The 21,337-nt window shown below is 70.3% G+C and carries 18 protein-coding genes, 1 tRNA gene and 2 pseudogenes; 11 read left to right on the plus strand and 10 right to left on the minus strand.

Annotated elements, in window-relative coordinates; all coding sequences use genetic code 11:
• Nucleotides 1–32 precede the first annotated feature (32 nt).
• The 6 genes from BJ971_RS31115 to BJ971_RS31140 all read left to right on the plus strand — a co-directional run bounded on the left by BJ971_RS31115 (nt 33) and on the right by BJ971_RS31140 (nt 6,735).
• Nucleotides 33–2,174, plus strand: a complete 2,142-nt coding sequence (locus BJ971_RS31115) for a cell division protein FtsK (RefSeq protein ID WP_184996713.1) — start codon at nt 33–35, stop codon at nt 2,172–2,174.
• Nucleotides 2,175–2,309: 135 nt separating this feature from the next.
• Entirely contained in the window at nt 2,310–2,582 is a 273-nt protein-coding gene (locus BJ971_RS31120; protein WP_184996714.1) for a hypothetical protein, read from the plus strand.
• A complete protein-coding gene (locus BJ971_RS31125) occupies nt 2,582–2,917 on the plus strand; it encodes a hypothetical protein (protein ID WP_184996715.1) in 336 nt (111 codons plus the stop codon). Before BJ971_RS31120 ends, BJ971_RS31125 begins: the two co-directional genes overlap by 1 nt.
• Nucleotides 2,918–2,943: 26 nt before the next feature.
• Nucleotides 2,944–4,899: a YfjI family protein gene (locus BJ971_RS31130; protein WP_184999204.1), complete on the plus strand. Its 1,956-nt coding sequence runs from the start codon at nt 2,944–2,946 to the stop codon at nt 4,897–4,899.
• Between the two features lie 294 nt (nt 4,900–5,193).
• A complete protein-coding gene (locus BJ971_RS31135) occupies nt 5,194–5,403 on the plus strand; it encodes a helix-turn-helix domain-containing protein (RefSeq protein WP_184996716.1) in 210 nt (69 codons plus the stop codon).
• Between the two features lie 15 nt (nt 5,404–5,418).
• Nucleotides 5,419–6,735 carry a tyrosine-type recombinase/integrase gene (locus BJ971_RS31140; RefSeq protein WP_184996717.1) on the plus strand — a complete coding sequence of 439 codons (1,317 nt, stop codon included), beginning with the start codon at nt 5,419–5,421 and terminating at the stop codon, nt 6,733–6,735.
• Between the two features lie 65 nt (nt 6,736–6,800).
• On the opposite strand, the gene BJ971_RS31145 is transcribed toward BJ971_RS31140, so the two are convergent.
• The 5 genes and pseudogenes from BJ971_RS31145 to BJ971_RS42715 form a co-directional block, all read right to left on the minus strand.
• Nucleotides 6,801–6,875 (minus strand) — tRNA-Val (locus BJ971_RS31145).
• A 68-nt stretch (nt 6,876–6,943) separates the two neighbouring features.
• Nucleotides 6,944–7,408: a peroxiredoxin gene (locus BJ971_RS31150; RefSeq protein ID WP_184996718.1), complete on the minus strand. Its 465-nt coding sequence runs from the start codon at nt 7,406–7,408 to the stop codon at nt 6,944–6,946.
• A 76-nt stretch (nt 7,409–7,484) separates the two neighbouring features.
• Complete coding sequence (locus BJ971_RS31155) at nt 7,485–7,916, minus strand: DUF3052 domain-containing protein (RefSeq protein ID WP_184996719.1); 432 nt, start codon at nt 7,914–7,916, stop codon at nt 7,485–7,487.
• A gap of 110 nt (nt 7,917–8,026) precedes the next feature.
• Nucleotides 8,027–9,928, minus strand: a pseudogene (locus tag BJ971_RS31160) (thiamine pyrophosphate-dependent enzyme); the annotation flags it as partial.
• Nucleotides 9,929–9,969: 41 nt separating this feature from the next.
• Nucleotides 9,970–10,309, minus strand: a pseudogene (locus tag BJ971_RS42715) (MFS transporter); the annotation flags it as partial.
• 231 nt (nt 10,310–10,540) lie between these two features.
• Between BJ971_RS42715 and BJ971_RS31165 the strand changes: the two are divergent.
• From BJ971_RS31165 to BJ971_RS31175, 3 genes are all read left to right on the plus strand, one after another.
• A complete protein-coding gene (locus tag BJ971_RS31165) occupies nt 10,541–10,945 on the plus strand; it encodes a YjbQ family protein (RefSeq protein WP_184996721.1) in 405 nt (134 codons plus the stop codon).
• A 162-nt stretch (nt 10,946–11,107) separates the two neighbouring features.
• The gene (gene aceE, locus BJ971_RS31170) at nt 11,108–13,846 is read left to right on the plus strand and encodes a pyruvate dehydrogenase (acetyl-transferring), homodimeric type (protein ID WP_184996722.1); all 2,739 of its coding nucleotides are present in this window, start codon (nt 11,108–11,110) and stop codon (nt 13,844–13,846) included.
• Nucleotides 13,847–13,944: 98 nt separating this feature from the next.
• The gene (locus tag BJ971_RS31175) at nt 13,945–15,198 is read left to right on the plus strand and encodes an MFS transporter (RefSeq protein WP_184996723.1); all 1,254 of its coding nucleotides are present in this window, start codon (nt 13,945–13,947) and stop codon (nt 15,196–15,198) included.
• Nucleotides 15,199–15,223: 25 nt separating this feature from the next.
• Here the strand turns inward: BJ971_RS31175 and BJ971_RS31180 are convergent, their stop codons facing one another.
• The gene (locus BJ971_RS31180; RefSeq protein ID WP_184996724.1) at nt 15,224–16,597 is read right to left on the minus strand and encodes a glycosyl hydrolase family 18 protein; all 1,374 of its coding nucleotides are present in this window, start codon (nt 16,595–16,597) and stop codon (nt 15,224–15,226) included.
• Nucleotides 16,598–16,744: 147 nt separating this feature from the next.
• Between BJ971_RS31180 and gltX the strand changes: the two genes are divergently transcribed.
• Both gltX and BJ971_RS31190 read left to right on the plus strand, forming a co-directional pair.
• A complete protein-coding gene (gene gltX, locus BJ971_RS31185; RefSeq protein WP_184996725.1) occupies nt 16,745–18,154 on the plus strand; it encodes a glutamate--tRNA ligase in 1,410 nt (469 codons plus the stop codon).
• A 382-nt stretch (nt 18,155–18,536) separates the two neighbouring features.
• A complete protein-coding gene (locus tag BJ971_RS31190) occupies nt 18,537–19,187 on the plus strand; it encodes a hypothetical protein (RefSeq protein WP_239087844.1) in 651 nt (216 codons plus the stop codon).
• A 22-nt stretch (nt 19,188–19,209) separates the two neighbouring features.
• Here BJ971_RS31190 and BJ971_RS31195 read toward each other — a convergent pair whose 3' ends face one another.
• The 4 genes from BJ971_RS31195 to BJ971_RS31210 form a co-directional block, all read right to left on the minus strand.
• Nucleotides 19,210–19,977, minus strand: a complete 768-nt coding sequence (locus BJ971_RS31195; protein ID WP_184996726.1) for a hypothetical protein — start codon at nt 19,975–19,977, stop codon at nt 19,210–19,212.
• Nucleotides 19,974–20,426 (minus strand): sigma factor-like helix-turn-helix DNA-binding protein, encoded by a 453-nt coding sequence (locus tag BJ971_RS31200; RefSeq protein ID WP_184996727.1) that lies wholly within the window; start codon nt 20,424–20,426, stop codon nt 19,974–19,976. Before BJ971_RS31200 ends, BJ971_RS31195 begins: the two co-directional genes overlap by 4 nt.
• Before the next feature lie 45 nt (nt 20,427–20,471).
• Entirely contained in the window at nt 20,472–21,035 is a 564-nt protein-coding gene (locus BJ971_RS31205) for a TetR/AcrR family transcriptional regulator (protein WP_184996728.1), read from the minus strand.
• A gap of 81 nt (nt 21,036–21,116) precedes the next feature.
• Complete coding sequence (locus BJ971_RS31210) at nt 21,117–21,335, minus strand: hypothetical protein (RefSeq protein WP_184999377.1); 219 nt, start codon at nt 21,333–21,335, stop codon at nt 21,117–21,119.
• Nucleotides 21,336–21,337 lie beyond the last annotated feature (2 nt).

The raw sequence follows: 21,337 nt of genomic DNA on the forward strand, positions 1-21,337 counted from the left end.
GAAAGTCCTGACGACCCACAGGAGAGAACCTGATGGTCCCGCAGAACCCGCCCCCTGACGACAACAACTTTGATTGGACCGCCGCCGAGGCCGACGTCCAGAATGTCGTTGACCTGGACGCGGCCCGTACCCGCCGCAACGGCGAGCCCGGAGATACCCACTTTGAGGTGACCCTGGACGAAGCGCCGGCCCCGGCCGGGATGCCAGTCGAGCCGCCGCCGTCCGGTGCGGCCCGGCGGGTGCCGATCGTGCCGGTCGGCTGGTCGACGTGGCCGAACATCAAACACAGCATCCGCCAGACCCTCGCCGTGTTCGCCTACCGATGCGGCTTCCACGCGCTCCGATCGCCGTGGTACGCGATCCTCGCCGCGTTCTGGGCTCTCGTCGGCGTGTTCCGGCTCGCCGGCCGGCAGATCAAGTGGTGGTGGGTTACCGAGCAGTACTCACTACGGCAGGCCGCCGCCGACGCCAACGACCCCGCGATGTGGCTCAAGCTGCACCGCGAGGCCAAGGGCACCCGGATGTGGCGGTTCATCGTCCTGTCGGCAGAGCTGCTCACGGTCGTGATCGGCGGGCCGATCCTGTGGGCGACCGCCCCATGGTGGGTGCTCGCCCTGGTCGTCACGGCCGTGGTGGCGTTTCTGGCGCACGTCGGCCGCCCCGACGATCGGCCGATCATCACCCCGGCCACGGTGGCGGGCCGGTTCCGGCGGGTCAACCCGGACATCATCCTCCGCGCCTACTACGCGGCCGGTCTCGGGCATCCGGACAAGCCGCACCAGCAAATCGGCTTCGGCTCGACCATGGCGCGGGACCCTTCGGGTACGGGGTCGCAGGTGTCGATCGATCTGCCGTACGGCAAGACGTTCGACGAGGCCGTAAAGGCCCGCGGTGCGATCGCGTCCGGCCTGGACGTCGCGATCTCGCAGGTGTTCATCAGCCGGGACGTCAGTTCGCACCGCAGGCACACGCTGTGGGTCGCCGATCGGGACCCGCTGTCGGCAGGCGCCGGCCGTACGCCGTTGCTGCGGTGCAAGCCCACCGACGTGTGGCAGCCTGCCCCGTTTGGCCTGGACGAACGCGGCAACAAGGTCTTCGTTGACCTGCTGTGGAACTCGATCCTGATCGGTGCGCAGCCCCGGCAGGGCAAGACGTTCGCGGCCCGACTCCTCGCCCTGTACGCCGCACTTGACCCGTACGTGAAGCTCACCGTGCTCGACGGTGGCGGCAAGCCCGACTGGCGTAAGTTCGCCCTGGTCGCGGACCGGTGCGCGTTCGGCCTGGCGATGACCCGCGACGGCGACCCGGCAGAGATCGTCCTGGAGGCGTTGCGGGAGATCAAGGCCGACGTGCAGGACCGCTACGAGCGACTCTCCAAACTGCCAGTGGACGTCTGCCCGGAAGGCAAACTCACCCGCGAGATCGCCCGGAACCCGAAGTACAAGATGCCGGTCCGGCTGGTATTCCTGGACGAGTTCCAGGAGTACTTCGACCTCGGCGACATCAGCAAGGAGATCGCCTCTTTGCTGGTGTACCTGGTCAAGGTCGCCCCGGCGGCCGGGGTCGGGTTCGTCGACGCCACCCAGCGGCCGAGCGGGATCGGTTCGGGGCAGGTCGCCCAGCAGTTCGTATCCTTCCGCGACAACCACCAGGTCCGCTTCTCCCTGCGCACGGGGTCGTGGCAAGTGTCCGACCTGGTGCTCGGTTCGGGGGCGTACTCCGAGGGACACGACAGCTCGACGCTGCTACCCAGCTACAAGGGCGTGGGCATCCTGCGCGGCGCGTCGGATGCCACCCCGACCGTGCGCACGTACCTCGCTGACGCCGACGACGCCGAGAAGATCCTGATCGCCGCCCGCGCCCTGCGGGAAGCCGCGGGGACCCTCACGGGCATGGCGGCTGGGGAAGACGTCACCCGGATCGCCCGGGACGTGCTCGCCGATGTCCGCAGCGTGATCGAGCGCAGCGAGACCGGCGCGCAGTGGGAGGAGATCGCCTCCCGGCTCGCCGAGCGGCTCCCCGAGGCGTACGCGGACACCACGGCCGAGTCGATCTCGGCTCAGGTCCGGGCGTTCGGTGTACGCAGCGTTGATGTCAAGCGGAACGGCAAGGCCCTCAAGGGTGCCAAGACCGACGACATCGACGCCGCAATCGGCCGACGCAAGGCCGCCTGAGGGTCGCGGCGCACCCGCGACCGGTCGCGGCAACGCGACTCGACCCGCGACCGGCCTGGTCAGGCCATATACCGACCGGTCGCGGGTCGCTCCCATCCCTGGTCAAACCCCTGAACCTGCCTGTGGAGGCTTCCTGTGTCCACCCTCGCCGCGACCGCAACCCCAACCGCCGGCCTCTCCGGCCTGCTCTGCCTCGCTCTCGTGATCGCCACGCTGTGTTACGGCGTCGGCTGTTGGATCTGGCCGTTCGGCGCCTGCCGACGTTGTAAGGGCAGCGGCAAGCGCCGGTCGCCGTTCGGCCGCGCGTTCGGCCTGTGCCGCCGCTGCGGCGGCGACGGGCGCCGCTTGCGGATCGGCCGCCGAATCATCAACACCTTCCGCGAGCTCCACGACAAGGGCACCCGCTGATGGCCCGCACGATGGCCCGACTCACCCGCCGGGAGATCCCACACGCCAAGTGGTGCGCCCGCGATCACCGGTGCGGAATCACCGAACACCGCTCGGCCGACCTGACCGCCGACGGCATCGGTGGCCGGGCGTGGCTCACCCGCGTCCGCGCCGCAGACGTCGACTACATCGAGATCCGTGCCCGGATCCCGTTGCACAGCAACGAAAAGGTGGCCCGCTGGCAGCTCGCCACCGCACTCCACCTGATGCGCGAGCTACTCGCCGAGGTCGTGCCCCGCATAGCCCGGCTGCAGCACCGTGACCCGCTACAGGCGATCGACCGCCGCGCCGCCTGAACCCCCGCCCAATCTGAAGGAGTCGACTGGTGACCCAAGCCGGGTACGACCTGGCCGCCGAGCAGGCCGTCATAGGTGCCGCCCTGCTCGCCCCCGACCTGATGGCCGACCTCGCCGCCACGCTGGCGCCCGGCGACTTCGGCCGCCCGGCGCACGGCGTGCTGTGGGAGGCCATGTGCGCCATGCACGCCGCTGGCACCCCCACCGATCCGATCACCGTCACCGCCCACCTGGCCGAGGCCGGCGCCCTCGGCCGAGTGGGCGGGGCACCGTACCTGCACACCCTCACCGCCGAGGTTCCGTCTGCCGCCAACGCCCAGCACTACGCGGGCATCGTCGCCGACCTGGCGAACCGGAGGAAGGTCGCCGACCTCGGCACCCAGCTCGCCGCCCTCGCTGCCTCGGGTGCCGACGCGGCCGAGGTGGTGGCGACCGGCCGGGCGCTGCTCGACGATGCCGACGTGCCGGGTGGGTGGTCACCGCTGATCCCGCTCGGTCGTGGCCGGCACCTTCCGCCGTTCCCGGCCGAACTGCTGCCCGGCTGGCTCGCGGAGCAGGCGTTCGCGGTGGCTGAATTCACCCAGACACCGGTCGACCTGGCCGGGAGTATCGCCCTGGCGTGCCTGTCCACCGCTGCCGGAGGCCGGGCCGAGGTGGAGGTACGCGGCTCATGGCGTGAACCCACCAACCTCTACACCGTCGTGGTCCTGCCGCCCGGCTCGCGGAAGTCCGCGGTGTTCGCCGCGATGGTCGCGCCGATCCTCGCCGCCGAGAAGACCCTGATCGAGCGGGCCGCGCCCGCGATCATCGAAGCCGAACTGATGGCCAAGGTCGCTGGGAAAGCGGCCGAGAAGACGGCTCTCGCCGCCGCGAACGCTGACCCGTCGGGGCGGGACACGCTGATCGCTGAGGCGACCGCCGCCGCGATGAACGCCGAAGCGATCACGGTGCCGGTCAAACCGGTCCTGGTCGCTGACGACGTGACCAGCGAGACCGCCACGTCGTGGCTTGCCGCGCAGGGCGGCCGGTTGGCGGTGCTGTCGCCGGAGGGCGGGATCTTCGCCACCATCGCCGGCCGATACTCGGGCACGCCGAACCTGGAAGTGTTCCTGAAGGGCCACGCCGGAGACATGCTCCGGGTCGGGCGCCAGTCCCGCGACACCGAACACATCGACAGACCCGCGCTGACCATGGGCCTTGCGGTGCAGCCGGAGATCCTGCGCGACATCGCCGGCATGCCCGGCTTCCGCGGGCTGGGCCTGCTCGCCCGGATCCTGTTCGCCCTACCGGAGAACACCGTCGGCCGCCGCAAAATCGGCGCCGACTCGATTCCCACTCAGGTCTCGGCGGACTACCTGACCAACCTGCACGCCCTGGTCCTCACCCTCGCCGAGTGGACCGACCCGGCCGTGCTGGTCCTCACCCCCGACGCCAACAACCTCGTGCTCGATATCGAACGCGCGGTAGAGCCCCGGCTCGCGCCGGGCGGGGCGTGGGCGCACATCGTGGACTGGGGATCGAAGTACACCGGCGCCGTCGTCCGGATCGCTGGCCTGATCCATCTCGCCGAGAACCTGCGCGACGGATGGGGACAACCGGTCAGCGCCGACACGCTCGAACGGGCGGCGATGATCGGTGAGTACTACGCCGCGCACGCCCTGGCCGCGTTCGACGACATGGGCGCCGACCAGAGCACCCGCAACGCCCGGCAGGTGCTCGCCTGGATCGAACGCACCGCCTCGACCGCATTCACCCGGCGGGAACTGTTCCGGGCCGTGCATTCCAGCCAGTTCAAGACGATGGCCGACCTCGATCCCGTGCTTGCCGTCCTGGAAGCCCACGGCTACCTGCGTCAGCTTGACCCGCCGGCACCGAAACGAGCCGGCGGACGGCCGCCGTCCCCGAGCTACCTCGTGCACCCCGACGTTCACCGGCCCGTCGCGACCGTGCACGCCCTCGACGCTGCCCGGCGGTCCGCGTGATGGCCCTGACGGAACTGACACAACTGACACAACCCCATCCCGACCGAGGTTCTGTCAGTTCTGTCAGTTGTGTCAGGCCCCTTCCGGCCCGCTCAGTGCCGCACGGGGACTTCGGCCTTCGTACCGAGGCAGTCCGGACCCTGCGGCCATGGCGCTCTCAGCGGGCCGGCAGGAGCCCACCTCGCGCATCCCCCAGGCGACACCCCCGGAGGGCGCCGCGACGACGAACGGCGCTCACAGCGCCAATGAGAACCGCTCCAGCACCATCGCACGCATCGGAATGGGGAAGCCGAAGTGGAAACCCAGAGCCAGGACTTCGTTTACACCGTCGCCGAGGCTGCCCGGCAACTCAAGATCGGCCGCACCGCCATGTACGAACTGGTCATGAGCGGACAAGTCCGCTCGGTCACGATCGGCCGATCCCGCCGTGTTCCAGCCAAGTGCATTGCCGAGTACCTGACGCAATTGCTGGAACAGCCCGCAGACGTTCCGGCCGCCGCCTGAGAGGAGTTGGTCAAGATGCCTCGGAAGGCTAACGGCGAATCGACGATCTATCTCGGCAAAGACGGGAAATGGCACGGCCGCGTCACGATGGGCATCAGGGATGATGGCAGCCCCGATCGACGGCACGTCGAGCGAAAGACCGAGAATGAGGTCAGCCGGGCCGTCAGAAAGCTGGAACGGGAACGTGACTCCGGCAATGTTCGGAAGGCCGGACAAAAGTGGACCGTTGCGAAGTGGCTTACACATTGGGTGGAGACCATCGCCGCTCCGTCGGTTCGATACAACACGATGGTGGGTTACCGCGCCGCCGTGTACAAGCATCTGATTCCCGGCCTCGGCGCACATCGCTTGGACCGGCTGGAACCGGAACACTTGGAACGCCTGTACGCGCGCATGATGCGCGAGGGTGCCGCCGCAGGGACAGCGCATCAGACACACCGCACTGTCAAGACGGCGCTCAATCAGGCTTTGCGGCGCGGGCACATCTCGCGCAACGTCGCCAGCCTGGCGAAAGCGCCCCGGCTGGACGATCACGATATTGACCCGTTCACGGTAGATGAGGCTCAACGTCTCTTGGCGGTGGCCGCGACTCAGCGAAACGGCGTCCGGTTCGCGCTGGCCCTCGCTCTCGGGCTGCGGAAAGGGGAAGCACTCGGGTTGCGGTGGAACCGGGTCGACCTCGATAAGGGGGTGCTTCGCACTCCGAAGCAACTACAGCGGCAGAAGTGGCAGCACGGTTGCGCCGATCCGGCGGCGTGCGGCGAAAGGCTTCACAAGAGGCAATCCTGTAGGCAGCCGTGTAATCGGCACGGAAGGACCTGCCCACCGCCCTGTGAGCCGGACTGCGTGCGGCACGCCATGAAGTGCCCGAAGCGGCATGGTGGCGGCCTGGTCGAGGTTGACGTGAAGTCACGGGCCGGCAAGCGAGCGGTCGGCATTCCGGCGCCGTTGCTCAAGGCACTCCGCGAACATCGGGCCGCGCAGGAGAAGGAGCGGGAGGCAGCCGGCCCACTGTGGGAGAGGGGCGACTGGGTCTTCACCCAGCCGAGTGGCCGTCCGATCGATCGCGGAGCAGACCAACGCGCATGGAAGGCCCTGTTGCAAGCAGCCGGGGTCCGAGACGCCCGGCTGCATGACGCCAGGCACACGGCCGCCACGATGCTGCTCGTCCTGGGCGTTCCGACGCGGGCCGTCATGGAGGTCATGGGTTGGTCGCAGATGTCGATGACGACCCGCTACCAGCACGTCACCGCCGAGCTGGTCGCCGGCATCGCGCAACAGGTTGAGGGCCTGCTGTGGAGGCCCAAGGAAGGCCTCGCGACGGACAACTGAGACGGAAACTGAGACGGCGGCGGGCACCGGTGATCCTGGTGCCCGCTGTTTGTGCTGGTGGGGGTTGGTGGGCGCGGCAGGTTTCGAACCTGCGACCCCTCGCTTGTAAGGCGAGTGCTCTCCCGCTGAGCTACGCGCCCGGTTCCGTGTGGCAAACCGGAGCCGTCATCCTACCGTGCCGCGCCCGGTTCGCTTGCGGCGCGGCGGGTCAGGAGATGATCTCTGACAGGGTCTCGCGCCAGGGTTTCTGGTCGCGGGCCTCGCCGGGGCCCTGCATGTGGGCGTAGCGGACCACGCCCTCCTTGTCGATCACGAAGGTTCCGCGGTTGGCGAAGCCCGCCTGGGCGTGGAAGACCCCGTACGCCCGCGCCACCTCCCCGTGCGGCCAGAAGTCCGCCAGCAGGGGGAACTCGTAGCCCTCGCGGTCGGCCCAGACCTTGTGGCTGTACACCGAGTCGACGCTCACCGTCAGCACCTGGACGTGCTCGTTCGCGTACTCGGGGAGGTTGTCGCGGATCTCGGCCAGCTCGCCCTGGCAGGTGCCGGTGAAGGCCAGCGGGTAGAAGACCAGCAGCACCGCCTTGCGGCCCTTGAAGTCAGCGAGGCTGACCTCCTGGTTGTTCTGGTCCTTCAGGGTGAAGTCCGGTGCCTGGGCACCCACATTGATCGACACCAGCCCACCCTAACCCCGCGCACGTCGAATGGCCGGTCACCCGTCGCAGGGGTGCCGGCCGGAACAGCGCCGCGGGCTACTTCTTCTTGGCGCCGCGGGGTGAGACCAGCCTGGCGGCCGTCCAGTCCTGGCCCGCGTTCACCGTGGAGGTCTGCTGAAGGCCGGCGGTCGGCGCGGACTCGCTGACTTCACTCGGCTCGACGTGGCCATCGCGGCCGGCCTTCGGGGTCAGCAGCCACACCACTCCGCTGTCGGCCAGGGGCCCCAAAGCATCGGTGAGCAGCTCGAAAAGGTCACCGTCGCCGTCTCGGTACCAGAGCAGTACCGCGTCGACCACCTCGTCGGTGTCCTCGTCGACCAACTCGCCACAACGTTCGGCCAGGGCGTCACGGAGGTCTTCGTCGACATCGTCGTCGTAGCCCATCTCCATGACCACCATGCCCGGTTCGATCCCGAACCGGTCCGCCGGGCTACGTACGCCATCGGCCTGACCAGCGGTCGCGCTCACTGTCGAATGCCTCCTTGTTCCGTGGTGGGGCCGGAATGCCGGCCACCTGGTCTGGGTAGTCCACACAGTTGCGGCGCTCCGCGCAAGTGGCGCACCGAGTGTGAGGCAATTTACCGTGCCAGCAGGGCATGGGCACCCTGTGTGATGGCATCTTCCCCGATCAGGACATGTTGCGCTGCCGGACCCAGCGGAACAAGGGAGTCGGCGGCGGCGATCCGGCGGGCCGCGCCCACGAATCCGCCGTCGACCAGGGCCGCGAGGATGCCCTCGCCGACGCCGCCGGAGCGCCTGGTCTCGTCGACGATCAGGACCCGGCCGGTCGCCGAGGCCTCCCTGACCAGGTCGGCAGCCGGCAGCGGCGACAACCAGCGCAGGTCGACCACCCTCGAACCGTAGCCTTCCGCGGCCAGGCGGGCCGCGACCCGCAGCGACATCCGTACGCCGTTGCCGAACGTCAGAATTGTCAGGTTGTCCGCCGAGCCGACCGGGTAGGTACGTGCCCGGCCGATGGGCATGTGGCCGCCGGGCCAGTCGCTCGGGCCCGCGTACGGCGCCAGCCACTCGTTGTCGCCGTGCTCGTACAGGTCGCGGGTGTGGTAGAGCGCGATCGGCTCGAGGAAGACGCAGACGCTGCCGTCCACGGCCGCCGCGGCCAGGCAGGAGCGCAGCATCGCGGCCGCGTCCGCCGGGCGGGCCGGTACGGCGAGCACCAGGCCGGGTATGTCGCGCAGGACCGCCACCGAGTTGTCGTTGTGGAAGTGTCCGCCGAAGCTCTGCTGGTAGGCGAGGCCCGCGACGCGGACGACCATCGGGTTGCGGAACGCGCCCCGGGAGAAGAATCCCATGGTGGCGGCCTCGCCGCGCAGCTGGTCCTCGGCGTTGTGCAGGTACGCCAGGTACTGGATCTCCGGGATCGGCAGCAGCCCGGACAGGCCGGCGCCGAGGGCGAGGCCCAGGATGGACGTCTCGTCGAGCAGGGTGTCGAAGACCCGGTCGGTGCCGAACCGGTCCGACAGGTTCTTCGTGACGCCGTACACGCCGCCCTTGGCGGCCACGTCCTCGCCGAACAGGATCGCGCCGGGCTCGGCCAGCAGGGCGTCGGTGAGGGTCGCGTTGATGGTCTGCGCGAGGGTGAGCGGGCCGCCCTGCTCCGGCAGCCGGCCGCCGAAGGCCTGTAGCCGGGCGGCCGAGCCCGGTCCGGCGGCCCGGTCGGCCGCGTCGGCGACGTTGCGGGCCGCGCGCAGGGGGCGGCGCGGCGCCAGTGGCGCGACGATCTCGCCCGCGCTTGCCAGTTTCGCCTCGCCCAGTACCTCCTCGGCGACCTTGCGTACCTGCCAGCCGACCTCGTCGTAGCGGGAGATCAGCTCCTCCGGGGTGGCGGACCCGCCCTCGACGAGCAGCCGTGCGGTGCCGGCCAGCGGGTCGCGCGCCAGGTCGCGGGCGATCTCGTCGGCCGACCGGTACGCGATCTCGGCGTCCGCGCCCGCGTGGCCCATGAGCCGGACCATGCTCAGGTGCAGCACGGCGGGCCGGCGCTGTTCGCGGACCCAGTCGGCGGCCTCGCGGGCGGCGTCGTAGGTGGCGGCCACGTCGCAGCCGTCGGCCTCGAAGTACCGGATGCCGGGCCGGGCGCGCAGCGTCGCCGCGGTCCAGCCCTCGGGCGACGGGACGCTGATTCCGTACCCGTTGTCCTCGCAGACCAGCAGCAGCGGGAGCCGCTGGCCGGCGTGGTCGTACCAGCCGGCCGCGTTGAAGGCCGCGGTCGCGCTGGCGTGGTTGACCGAGGCGTCGCCGAAGGAGGCGACGGCGAGGGCGTCGTCCGGCCAGGGTGCGCGCGGGTTCCGGGCGATGCCGAAGGCGAGGCCGACGGCCCGGGGCAGGTGCGAGGCGATCGTCGAGGTGGTCGGGATGATCTGTAGGTCGGCGCGGCCGAAGACCTTGTGCCGGCCGCCGGCGATCGGCTCGGCGGCCGAGGCGACCACGCCCCGCAGGACGTCGCGGGCGGCCTCGATGAGTGGGTCCTTCTCGGACTCCTCGTCGCCTTCGAGGCCGGCCTGGAACGCGCGAGCACAGTAGAACGCGCCGGAGCGGTAGTGCAGCAGCGCCGGGTCGTCGGGGCGCAGCGCGGCGGCGACGGCCGCGTTTCCCTCGTGGCCGGACGACCCGATCGTGTAGAAGCCCTCGTTGAAGCTGCGCAGCCAGCGCGCGGCGAGGTCGAGGTGCCGGCTGGCGAGCTGGGCGTCGAAGAGTTCTCTGGTCCGGGCGCCGGTCAGGGCGGTGCCGTCGCGGACCGGTTCGTCGGGCGTTCGCCGCGGCTCGCCCGGCTGGAGGGCCGAGACGGCGTCGCGGAAGCGCTCGTCGAGGTTTTGCGGGGTGGTCACGCGACCCAGCATTGCCGACGGTGGCGAGCACCGCCACCGCGCGTGGTTCCGGCGGCGGTGCCGCTTCACCCGAAAGACCTGCGGCCCGGGGGTGAGGTGTGCCGGAAACGCCGCGGGTCGGCCGCGCCCGGTGGTGGAGTCGGCGATATGGCGGTGGTCATTCGGGTCGCGCAATGCGCCTGCTGGTTCGTGGTGGTGTGCGTGTTCTTCCTCGCTTTGGACCTCTTCACCTAGAGTCCCGTCATGGACACCACCGTGATCACCGTGCGGACCGGGGACCGGCCCGCCGTCCTGGACATCACGGGCGAGGCCGAGCAGTTCGTCAGCGGGCGCGGTGACGGCCTCCTGCACGTCTTCGTGCCGCACGCCACCGCCGGGATCGCCATCATCGAGACCGGTGCCGGATCGGACGAGGACCTGCTGACCGCCGTCAACGATCTGCTGCCGGCCGAGGACCGGTGGCGGCACCGGCACGGGTCGCGCGGGCATGGCCGCGATCACGTGCTGCCCGCCTGGATCGCGCCGTACGCCTCACTCCCGGTCATCGGCGGGCGCATCGCGCTCGGCACCTGGCAGTCGATCTGTCTCGTCGATCCCAACGGCGACAATCCGCAGCGACAGATCCGCTTCAGCTTCCTCGCGGGCTGATACGAACCGACCGGCACGAAGTTACTGGTCAGTACCTGTGTCGAGCGTCGCGAACGAGCGCGGTAGGCGTGACGCCAGCCACCGGCAGGGGGCAGGATGGACCTATTCCCGTGCGGTTCACACGATGAGCGCACGGCCCGACACCGACCTAGAGGAATGCCTGTGGCCACGGAACGCAAGCGCCCGGTGATCAGCGACGGCCTGCCGAGCCAGCTTCCGGACATCGACCCCGAGGAAACCAGCGAGTGGGTCGAGTCGCTCGACGGAGTCATCGACGACGGCGGCGCCAAGCGCGCACGCTACGTGATGTTGCGACTGCTCGAACGGGCCCGGGAGCGACAGGTGGGTGTCCCGCCCCTGACGTCGACGGACTACATAAACACGATCTCGCCCGAGCGCGAGCCCTGGTTCCCCGGTGACGAGTTCGTCGAGCGGCGCATCCGTGCCTTCATCCGGTGGAACGCCGCGATGCTGGTGCACCGCGCGCAGCGGCCCGAGATCGGCGTCGGCGGCCACATCTCCACCTACGCGTCGTCCGCCAGCCTCTACGAGGTCGGCATGAACCACTTCTTCCGCGGCAAGGACCACCCCGGCGGCGGCGACCACATCTTCTTCCAGGGCCACGCCTCGCCGGGCATGTACGCCCGGGCGTACCTCGAGGGCCGGCTCAGCGAGCACGACCTGGACGGCTTCCGCCAGGAGTTGTCGCACCCGGGCGGCGGCCTGCCGTCCTACCCGCACCCGCGCCTGATGAGCAACTTCTGGGAGTTCCCGACGGTCAGCATGGGCCTCGGCCCGCTGAACGCGATCTACCAGGCCCGCTACAACCGCTACCTGCACAACCGCGGCATCAAGGACACCAGCGACCAGCACGTCTGGGCCTTCCTCGGCGACGGCGAGATGGACGAGGTCGAGTCGCTCGGCGCGATCGGCCTGGCCGCCCGCGAGGAGCTCGACAACCTGACCTTCGTCATCAACTGCAACCTCCAGCGCCTCGACGGGCCGGTGCGCGGCAACGGCAAGGTCATCCAGGAGCTGGAGGCGTTCTTCCGCGGCGCCGGCTGGAACGTCATCAAGGTCGTCTGGGGCCGCGAGTGGGACCCGCTGCTCGCCGCCGACAGCGACGGCGCCCTGGTCAACCTGATGAACGTCACGCCCGACGGCGACTATCAGACATACAAGGGCGAATCGGGCGCGTACGTACGGGAGAACTTCTTCGGCCGGGACCCGCGCGCCCGCAAGCTGGTCGAGGGCATGACCGACGACCAGATCTGGAACCTCAAGCGCGGCGGCCACGACTACAAGAAGCTGTACGCGGCCTACAAGGCGGCCACCGAGCACACCGGCCAGCCCACCGTGATCCTCGCCAAGACGATCAAGGGCTGGACCCTCGGCTCGCACTTCGAGGCCCGCAACGCCACGCACCAGATGAAGAAGCTGACCCTGGACGACCTCAAGCAGTTCCGGGACCGGCTCTACCTGGACATCCCGGACTCCAAGCTCGAGGAGAACCCGTACCTGCCGCCGTACTTCCACCCCGGTGAGAAGTCCGACGAGCTGCAGTACATGCTGGAGCGCCGCAAGGAGCTCGGCGGCTTCGTGCCGACCCGGCGCACCAAGCACAAGTCGCTGGCGATCCCGGACTCGAAGACCTTCGGCGACGTCAAGCGCGGCTCGGGCAAGCAGAAGGTCGCCACCACGATGGCCTTCGTCCGCCTGCTCAAGGACCTGATGCGCGACAAGGAGTTCGGCTCCCGCTGGGTGCCGATCATCCCGGACGAGGCGCGCACGTTCGGCATGGACTCGCTCTTCCCGACGAAGAAGATCTACTCACCGCACGGCCAGACGTACACGTCGGTCGACCGGGAGCTCTTCCTCTCCTACAAGGAAGCGACGAACGGCCAGATCCTGCACGAGGGCATCAACGAGGCCGGCTCGACCGCCAGCTTCATCGCGGCCGGCACCTCGTACGCGACGCACGACGAGCCGATGATCCCGCTCTACATCTTCTACTCGATGTTCGGCTTCCAGCGCACCGCCGACGAGCTGTGGGCGGCCGCGGACCAGATGACCCGTGGCTTCCTGCTCGGCGCGACCGCCGGGCGGACCACGCTCAACGGCGAGGGCCTTCAGCACGAGGACGGGCACTCGCTGCTGATCGCGGCGACGAACCCGGCCGTGGTCGCCTACGACCCGGCGTTCGCGTTCGAGATCGCGCACATCGTCGAGAACGGCCTGCACCGGATGTACGGCGAGCAGCAGGAGAACGTCTTCTACTACCTGACGATCTACAACGAGCCGATCCTCCAGCCGGCCGAGCCGGCCGAGGTCGACGTCGAGGGCCTGCTCAAGGGCATCTACCGATACTCGCCGGCGCCCGAGGCGACCGGCCCGAAGGCGCAGCTCCTCGCCTCCGGCACGGGCGTGCAGTGGGCGCTCAAGGCGCAGCAGCTGCTGGCGCAGGACTGGGGCGTCGCCGCGGACGTGTGGTCGGTGACGTCCTGGACGGAGCTGCGCCGCGACGCCATGGCGACCGAGGAGCACAACCTGCTCAACCCGGGCGACCAGCCGCGCAGGCCGTACATCCAGACCAAGCTCGAGGGCACCGAGGGCCCGGTCGTCGCGGTCAGCGACTGGATGCGGGCCGTGCCCGACCTGATCAGCCGCTGGGTGCCGAACGACTACACGTCGCTGGGCACGGACGGCTTCGGCATGAGCGACACCCGGCACGCGCTGCGCCGCCACTTCCACGTCGACGCGGAGTCGATCACGGTGGCGACGCTGCGCCAGCTGGCGCTGCGCGGCAAGGTGCCGATGCACGTTCCGGTGGAGGCCGCGAAGAAGTACGCGATCGACGACGTCACGGCCGCCCCGGTGGGCGAGACCGGCGGCGACAGCTGATCGAACGGCCGAGAAAAAGGGGAGCCCCGGGTGGGCTCCCCTTTTCCGTTCCCATCCCTTAGGGTCCGAGGATCTTTCGCGTTCTCCCCGGGGGTGCCATGAGCGTCACGCAGGGCACGCCGGCCGCGCTGGCCGAACCGACGGTGCCGGTACGGCGCTCCTGGGTCGGCCTGCTCTTCGCCGCGAACCTCGGCCTCTGGATGGCGTTCTTCACGCCCGTGCAGGTGCTGCTGCCCGAGCAGATCACCGAGATCGGCATCGTCGGCAAAGAGGCGGCGCTGGGCTGTGTGACCGCGCTGGGCGCGCTTGTCGCGATCATCGTCAACCCGGCGGCGGGCGCGCTCTCCGACCGGACCCGGCTGCGGATCGGCGGCCGGGTGTACGGGCGCCGGCACGTGTGGACGCTGGCCGGCGCCGCCATCTCCTGCCTGTCGCTGCTTGCCCTGTCCGGGCAGCAGAACATCGCGGGCGTGGCGCTCGGCTGGGCGGGCACCCAGGTCGGGCTCAACATGATGCTGGCCACGCTGACCTCCGCGGTTCCGGACCGGGTGCCGGTCGGCCAGCGCGGTGCGGTCTCCGGCTGGATCGGCATGCCGCAGGCGCTCGGCCTGGTGCTCGGCGCGGTGCTGTGCACGGCGGTCGTCACCGGCGTCGCGTCCGGGTACGTGGCCATGGCCGTGGTCCTGGTCGCGCTCGCCGTGCCGTTCGCGCTGCTGACGCCCGACGACCCGCTGCCGCCGGAGGTGAAGCGGCCGACGTCGCGGACCAACATCTGGCGCCTGTTCCGCGACAACCCCGACTTCGCCTGGGCCTGGGGCACCCGGTTCCTGGTGCAGCTCGGCAACGCGCTCGGCACGCTGTACCTGCTGTACTTCCTCACCGACCGGGTCAAGCTCGCCGACCCGGACGAGGGCCTGCTGATCATGATCCTGCTGTACACGCTGGGCATGGTGGCGACCGCCGTGATCGGCGGGCGGCTGTCGGACCGGTCCGGGCGGCGCAAGATCTTCGTGATCTGGTCCGGCGTGGTCATCGCGATCGCGGCCCTGCTGCTGGCGATCTGGCCGACCTGGCCGGTCGCGCTGGTCGGCTCGGTCCTGCTCGGCGCGGGCTACGGTGTCTACCTGGCCGTGGACAACGCGCTCATCACGCAGGTGCTGCCGACGGCGGTGGACCGGGGCAAGGACCTCGGAGTCATCAACATCGCGACGGCGGCCCCGCAGGTGCTCGGCCCGGCGATCGCCGCGCCGCTGGTCACCCACCTGGGTGGCTATCCGACCCTGTACGCGCTGACGGCGGTCGTGACGCTGCTCGGCGCGGTGATGGTGGTCCGCATCCGTGCGGTCCCCTAGCCGGAGACCGCACGGAGTGACGCGGTTAGGCGGGTAGCACCCAGCGCTGGTTCGCGCCGGCGAAGCAGTCCCAGATCTGTAGGCGGGTCCCGTTGGCCGAGCTGTTGTTCGACGCGTCCAGGCAGCGGCCGGAGGCCGGGTTGCGCAGCGTGCCGTCGCTCTGCGCCTGCCACTGCTGTGCGCCCGTGCCGTTGCAGTCGTACAGCTGCACCAGCGAGCCGTTCGCCGTGCCCGCGGCCGCGACGTCCATGCACTTGCCCAGCGCCCGCAGCGTGCCGTCGGTGGCCACCGTCCAGGTCTGCGCGGCGGTGCCGTTGCAGTCGTAGAGCTGCACCGCGGCGCCGTTGGCCGACGAGGCCGCGGCGATGTCGACGCACTTGCCGGCGATGCCGGTGATCCGGCCGGTGCGCCCCGAGGGCGGGTTCGTCGGCGGGGTGGTCGGCCCGCCGCCGGTCGCCGTCGTGTAGATCGCGCTGACCAGCGAGTTCGCGCCGGTCGCGTCCTGGGAGAGCTCCCAGTTCATCATGCCGCCGGCGTTCGCCATGGCCCACTGGGTCTTGCGGCGGATCGTCGGCAGGCCGTTGTAGCACTCGTTGACGCCGCTGATGGTGGCGCAGTCCTGGTTGGCGAAGGCCGCGTTGGTGGCGACGATCTGCGCGTACGTCCGGTAGCCGGGCCGGCTGTAGAACGGCACGCCGAGCACCGCCTTCGCGGCCGGCAGGCCGCGGCTCTTCCAGAAGTTGACGCTGGCGATCGACCAGTCGTAGTTGGCGTGCGGGCTGCCGCCGTCGTACGCCATGATGTTGAGCCAGTCGACCATGGCGAAGACCGCGGGCTGCACGCCGTTCGCGGTGCCGCCCTCGGAGACGACCGCGGCGGTGAGCAGCTTGCCCCGGCCGTGCAGCGCCGTGCTGAGCTGCTGCATCAGGGCCGTGTAGTTGTTGGCCGAGGTGCCGGGGTCGGGGTACTCCCAGTCGATGTCGATGCCGTCGAGGTTGTACTGGGTGACCAGGCCCAGCACGGCGTTGACGAAGGTGGTGCGTGCGCCGGAGTTGCCGGCGAGCGCCTCGAACGCGGAGTCGTTCCCGTCGTTCCAGCCGCCGAGCGCGAGCCCGACCTTGACGTTGTTCTGGTGGCCGAGCGAGACCAGCGACGTCAGCTTGCCCGGGTCCGGCACCGCCTGGAGGGTGCCGTTGGAGTTCGGCAGCACGAACGCGTAGTTGATGTGTGTCAGCTTGCCGTACTGGATGCTGTTGACGTTGCCCGCCCACGACGGCTGGTAGCCGACGCTCTTGAAGTTGCCGGGCAGGACGGCCGCCTCGGAACTGCCTTGCAGTGCGAGCGTGCCCGTGGCGGCCACGAGCACCGCGAACGCGGCTGCGGCCAGTTGTCGTCTCATGGGGGAACCTCTCTGTCCGGCGCCGGGGACGCCGTCGGGGATGACATCGAGCGGTTAAATATTAAGAAGATTAACTAATAGTCGTCAATATACGACGTGATAAAAGGTCGCTGACAAAGACCTCGACGAGCGCCGTAGGCTGGGCGGGTGACAGTTCGCGTACGCTTCGCCCCTTCTCCGACCGGAATGTTCCACGTCGGCGGCGCCCGTTCGGCGCTGCAGAACTGGATCGTCGCCCAGCAGACGGGCGGCGTCTTCGTCTTGCGCATCGAGGACACCGATGCCGCCCGTAACCGTCCCGAATGGACCGAGGGCATCCTCTCGGCGCTCGACTGGATCGGCATCGAGCGCGGCACCTACGAGGGCCCCTACTACCAGTCGACGTACGCCGATGAACACACCGCCGCCGCGACCCGCCTCTACGCCGAGGGCCGCGCCTACTACTGCGGCTGCACCCGCGACGACGCGGTCGCCCGCTCGGGCAACAAGCACACCGGCTACGACGGCTTCTGCCGCGACCGGGCCCTCGGCCCCGGCGAGGGCCGGGCGCTGCGCTTCCGCACGCCCGACGAGGGCAACACCGTGGTCGTCGACATGGTCCGCGGCGAGCCGACCTTCGAGAACAAGCTGATCGAGGACTTCATCATCGCCCGCAGCGACGGCTCGGCCGTCTTCCTGCTGGCCAACGTCGTCGACGACATGACAATGGGCATCACCCACGTGATCCGCGCCGAGGAGCACCTGCCCAACACCCCGAAGCAGCAGCTGCTGTGGGAGGCGCTGGGGGCCAAGCCGCCGGTCTGGGCGCACGTACCGGTCATCGTCAACGAGAAGCGGCAGAAGCTCTCCAAGCGGCGCGACAAGGTGGCGCTGGAGTCCTACCGCGACGAGGGCTACCTCGCCGCCGCGATGCGCAACTACCTGATGCTGCTCGGCTGGGCGCCCTCCGGCGACCGGGAGATCGTGCCGTGGTCGGTCGTCGAGGAGGAGTTCAAGCTCTCGGAGGTCAGCCACTCGCCCGCGTTCTTCGACGTGAAGAAGCTGCGCGCGTTCAACGGCGACTACATCCGCGCCCTGGATGCCGAGGAGTTCGCCGCGGTGTGCGCGCCCTGGCTGGGCGGCACCGACACGATCCCGGCGCCGCCGTGGGACCCGGCGGCCTTCGACCCGAACGTGTTCGCCGCGGTGGCGCCGCTGGCGCAGACCCGCATCGCGGTGCTCAGCGAGATCGTCGAGTACGTCGACTTCCTCTTCCTCGACGAGCCGGTCTCCGACGAGCAGTCGTGGAACAAGGCGATGAAGGAGGGCGCGGCCGACATCCTCGACGCCGCCGCCGCGGCGTTCGGCGCGCAGGCCGACTGGTCGGCCGAGCCGCTGAAGGCGGCCCTCGAGAAGGTCGGCGAGGAGCGCGGGCTCAAGCTGGGCAAGACCCAGGCACCGGTACGCGTGGCCGCGACCGGTCGCACCGTCGGCCTGCCGCTCTTCGAGTCGCTCGAGGTGCTGGGCCGGGAGCGGACGCTCGCCCGGCTGGCCTCGGCCCGCGCCAAACTGGGCTGACCGTTTCTGTACGCGCGCGCCGTTCACACGGCGCGCGCGTACCGCACCAAGCAACATCTTGACCAGCTCCGACGTCCTATGGGGTATGAACGTCAGCAGCACGGGTGACCGTGCACGCCGGAACTTGCCACGCCTAGGTACTATTCGCCCGCTGATCAGCGACCGTCCTCGCCATCGCAGCCGATCCCAGATAGCTCCAATTCGTCCCGGTCCGAGATGCGGCCGAGACCATCTGAGGGAAAGCTGTGAGGACGGCCGCGCCGGCGACGGCCCGACCGGGCCGGACCGGCACGACCGGCGCGCAGTTTTTCATCGGGGGCGGGGAGGCCGGACGGTGGTTCAAGGGGTGATCGCCCGATTTCTATCGGCGGCCGGTGTATTCGTGGCAGGTGTCGCACTCAGCGCCGGGCTGGCCGCGGCACCCGGGTGGGCCGCACCACACCCGCTCGCCGATTCGGCCGTGACCGCGCCCAAGGCGCAGGCCAAGCCCACCGCGGTGCAGATCGCCGGAGACTTCCCCGGCCAGAAGATCATCGTGCAGCAGGCCGAGCGGGACGACCTCTTCAACCGGCTGCTGAGTGAGGTCAACTGGCTGGCGAGCACGCCGCCGACCACGTCGCGGCCCAAGGCCGACAAGATGGGCCCGAAGTTCGTCGTCACCGTCCTGGCCAAGGACAAGCCCACCCAGGTGTACGACCTCTACCCCAACGCCGCCGGCGGGCCCCGGGCATATCGGCCGGCCAAGCAGCCGACGGGCAAGAAGTCGGCGGGCTGGTTCTACGGCCGCCTGACCATGTCGGAGTCGCTGCGCCTGAGCGGGGTGCCGCTGAAGGCTAAGCCGGACGTGGTCAGCGGCGGCATCGGCGGCGGCATCGGCGAGGACGTCGAGGCCGCCGACGAGATGGACGCGGTCGAGAACGTCAACCACGTCCTCGCCGACTTCCGCCGGCTCGTCCTGCTCAACACGGCGGTGCTCGTCGTCATCCTGCTCGGCCTGGCCGGGATCGCCTACCTGATCCGCCGCCGGGTCTGACCCCGGTCCCGCCCGCGCGCGGTCAGTCGCTCGGGCGGACCGGGAACTTCAGGATCGGGCAGGACGGGGCGGGGCGGTTGCACCGCTCGCCCACCCCGAACGCGTCCGGCAGGTGCGGGTCGGTGGCGACCTCCGCCGTCTCGGCCATGGTCAGCGGCGGCTCGCCCGCCTCCGCGCTGCCGGTGCCGCGCTCGCCGGTTGCCATGACCGCGACGGTCCGGCCGTCGACCGGCCGGCGGGCGATCACCTGGTTCACCTGCCAGTCGACGTCGTCGGTGGTGGAGTAGCGGGCGTATTCGACGCCCGCGGCGGTCCGGTCCGGCAGGGCGCAGGCGCTCGGGTCGGCGCTGACGGGCAGGCAGAGCCCGGCCTCCGCGTCGAAGACGAGCACCTCGACCATGCCCCGCGGCGCACCGTCCCGGTCCTGCACCACGTACCGCCGCCAGCCGGGACCCGACGCCGGATCCGCCGGCACGATCGTGTAGCCCTTGGCGTCGATCGGCGGCGCCAGCTTCGCCAGGACCGGGTCGAGGACGCCCGAGGGGCGCGGCTGGGGTACGGCCACCGCGGCGGTCGTCGGCGGCTTGGGGCCGGGCAGCAGGACCGTCGTGGCGGTGTACCCGAGCAGGATGACGATGCCTACCGTGGCGACGCCGGCGAGCACGAGGCTCCAGGCGCTGCGGCGGCGCAGCCGATCGGCGCGCGCGACGATGTCGGCGGTGGCGTCGTCGCCGGGCAGCGGCTCGCTCTCGCAGGCTCGCTGCAGGACGTCGGTCAGCAGGGCGCTCATTGCGCGCCGGCCGGGTGCGCGGTCGCGAGCAGCGACGCGAAGGCGCCAAGACCCTCGGCCTCGAGTGCCAGGACCCGGCCATCGTCGAGGTCGAGGGCTCCGGCGGTCTCGTCGATGGCCAGTCCGCAGAAGTGGCGCAGGACGAGCACCGCCCGGCAGCGCGGTGCGAGGCTGTGCAGCGCGTCGAGGACCAGCACGGTGTGCGCGTCGCCGCCGGCCTCGCTGTCCGCGGGGGCGACGAAGACCCGCTTGCGGCGGCCGCGCGGCTTCTTGACGCCGCCCATCAAGTCCGCGTACACCCAGAGGTCCGGGTCGCCGGCATCGGGCTCGTTGAGGAACCGGGCCAGCGTGGTCCGGGCGAGGTCGTCGGCGCGCGCCCAGTCGCCGCACATCAGGAACGCCGTACGACGCAGATGGACGTAGCGCTGGGTAACGTACCCATCGGACATATCTCTTTATAGGCCACCACCGCGCGCGGTCGCCGCGGAACCGGCTCAGCCAACGCCTACGGTGACCTCCACCAGCCGGACCAGGTCGTCCAGGTCCGCGTCGAACTCGGCGGCGGCGTCGCCGTGCCCGGCCGCGTCGTCGACGGGCAGGCCGCCGGTCACCTCGCCGACGGTGTACCCGAGCAGGAACGCGCAGATCATCCGGGTCTGCCGCGGCACCTGGTCCGCGGGCACGCCCGCGTCGTGCAGGCAGCCCCGCAGGGCGGCGGTCAGCCAGGACGCCGAGGCGCCGGCGGACGGCCGGTTCAGCAACAGGGGGTACGCGCCGGGATGCGCGCGGGAGAGCGCCCGCACCGCCCGGCCCAGCGCCCGGAGCCGCTGGCGCCAGTCGATGCCGGCCGGGTCCTCGCCGTACTCGGTGCCGAGTTCCAGGTGCAGCAGGTCGACCAGCCCGTCGAGCAGAGCGTCCTTGCCGCCGACGTACGGATAGAGCGCCATCGAGGTGAGCCCGACCCGTTCCGCGACGGCGCGCATGGACATGGCACCGAGGCCCTGTTCGTCGACGAGAGCCAGTGCCTGGTCGAGGATGAGCCGTCTCTTGTCGTCCACCCGTTCACGGTGTCGGGACGGGGGCACCGACGTCACGGAACGCGCGCGCCACACCGCAAGCAGTCACTCAACCGAGTGAGATCAGCACCAGCGACCCGGCGGGCGCCCGCGGCCCGCGGCGCGCCGGCGCGGGCGGACCGCGCCGTGCAGGTGCGCGCCGGCCCAGCCGCGAAGCTCAGTGCGGCAGCCGACCCGGTGCGGGATCTCACCGGCCGGTTCGACGGCGAGTGGGGTGAGCGGCTCCTCCGCGGCCACCTGCTCCGCGTCGGCGCACAGTTGGCCGTCCTCGCGCTCCGTCATCA

The sequence above is a fragment of the Amorphoplanes digitatis genome (assembly GCF_014205335.1).
Taxonomy (GTDB): Bacteria; Actinomycetota; Actinomycetes; order Mycobacteriales; family Micromonosporaceae; genus Actinoplanes; species Actinoplanes digitatus.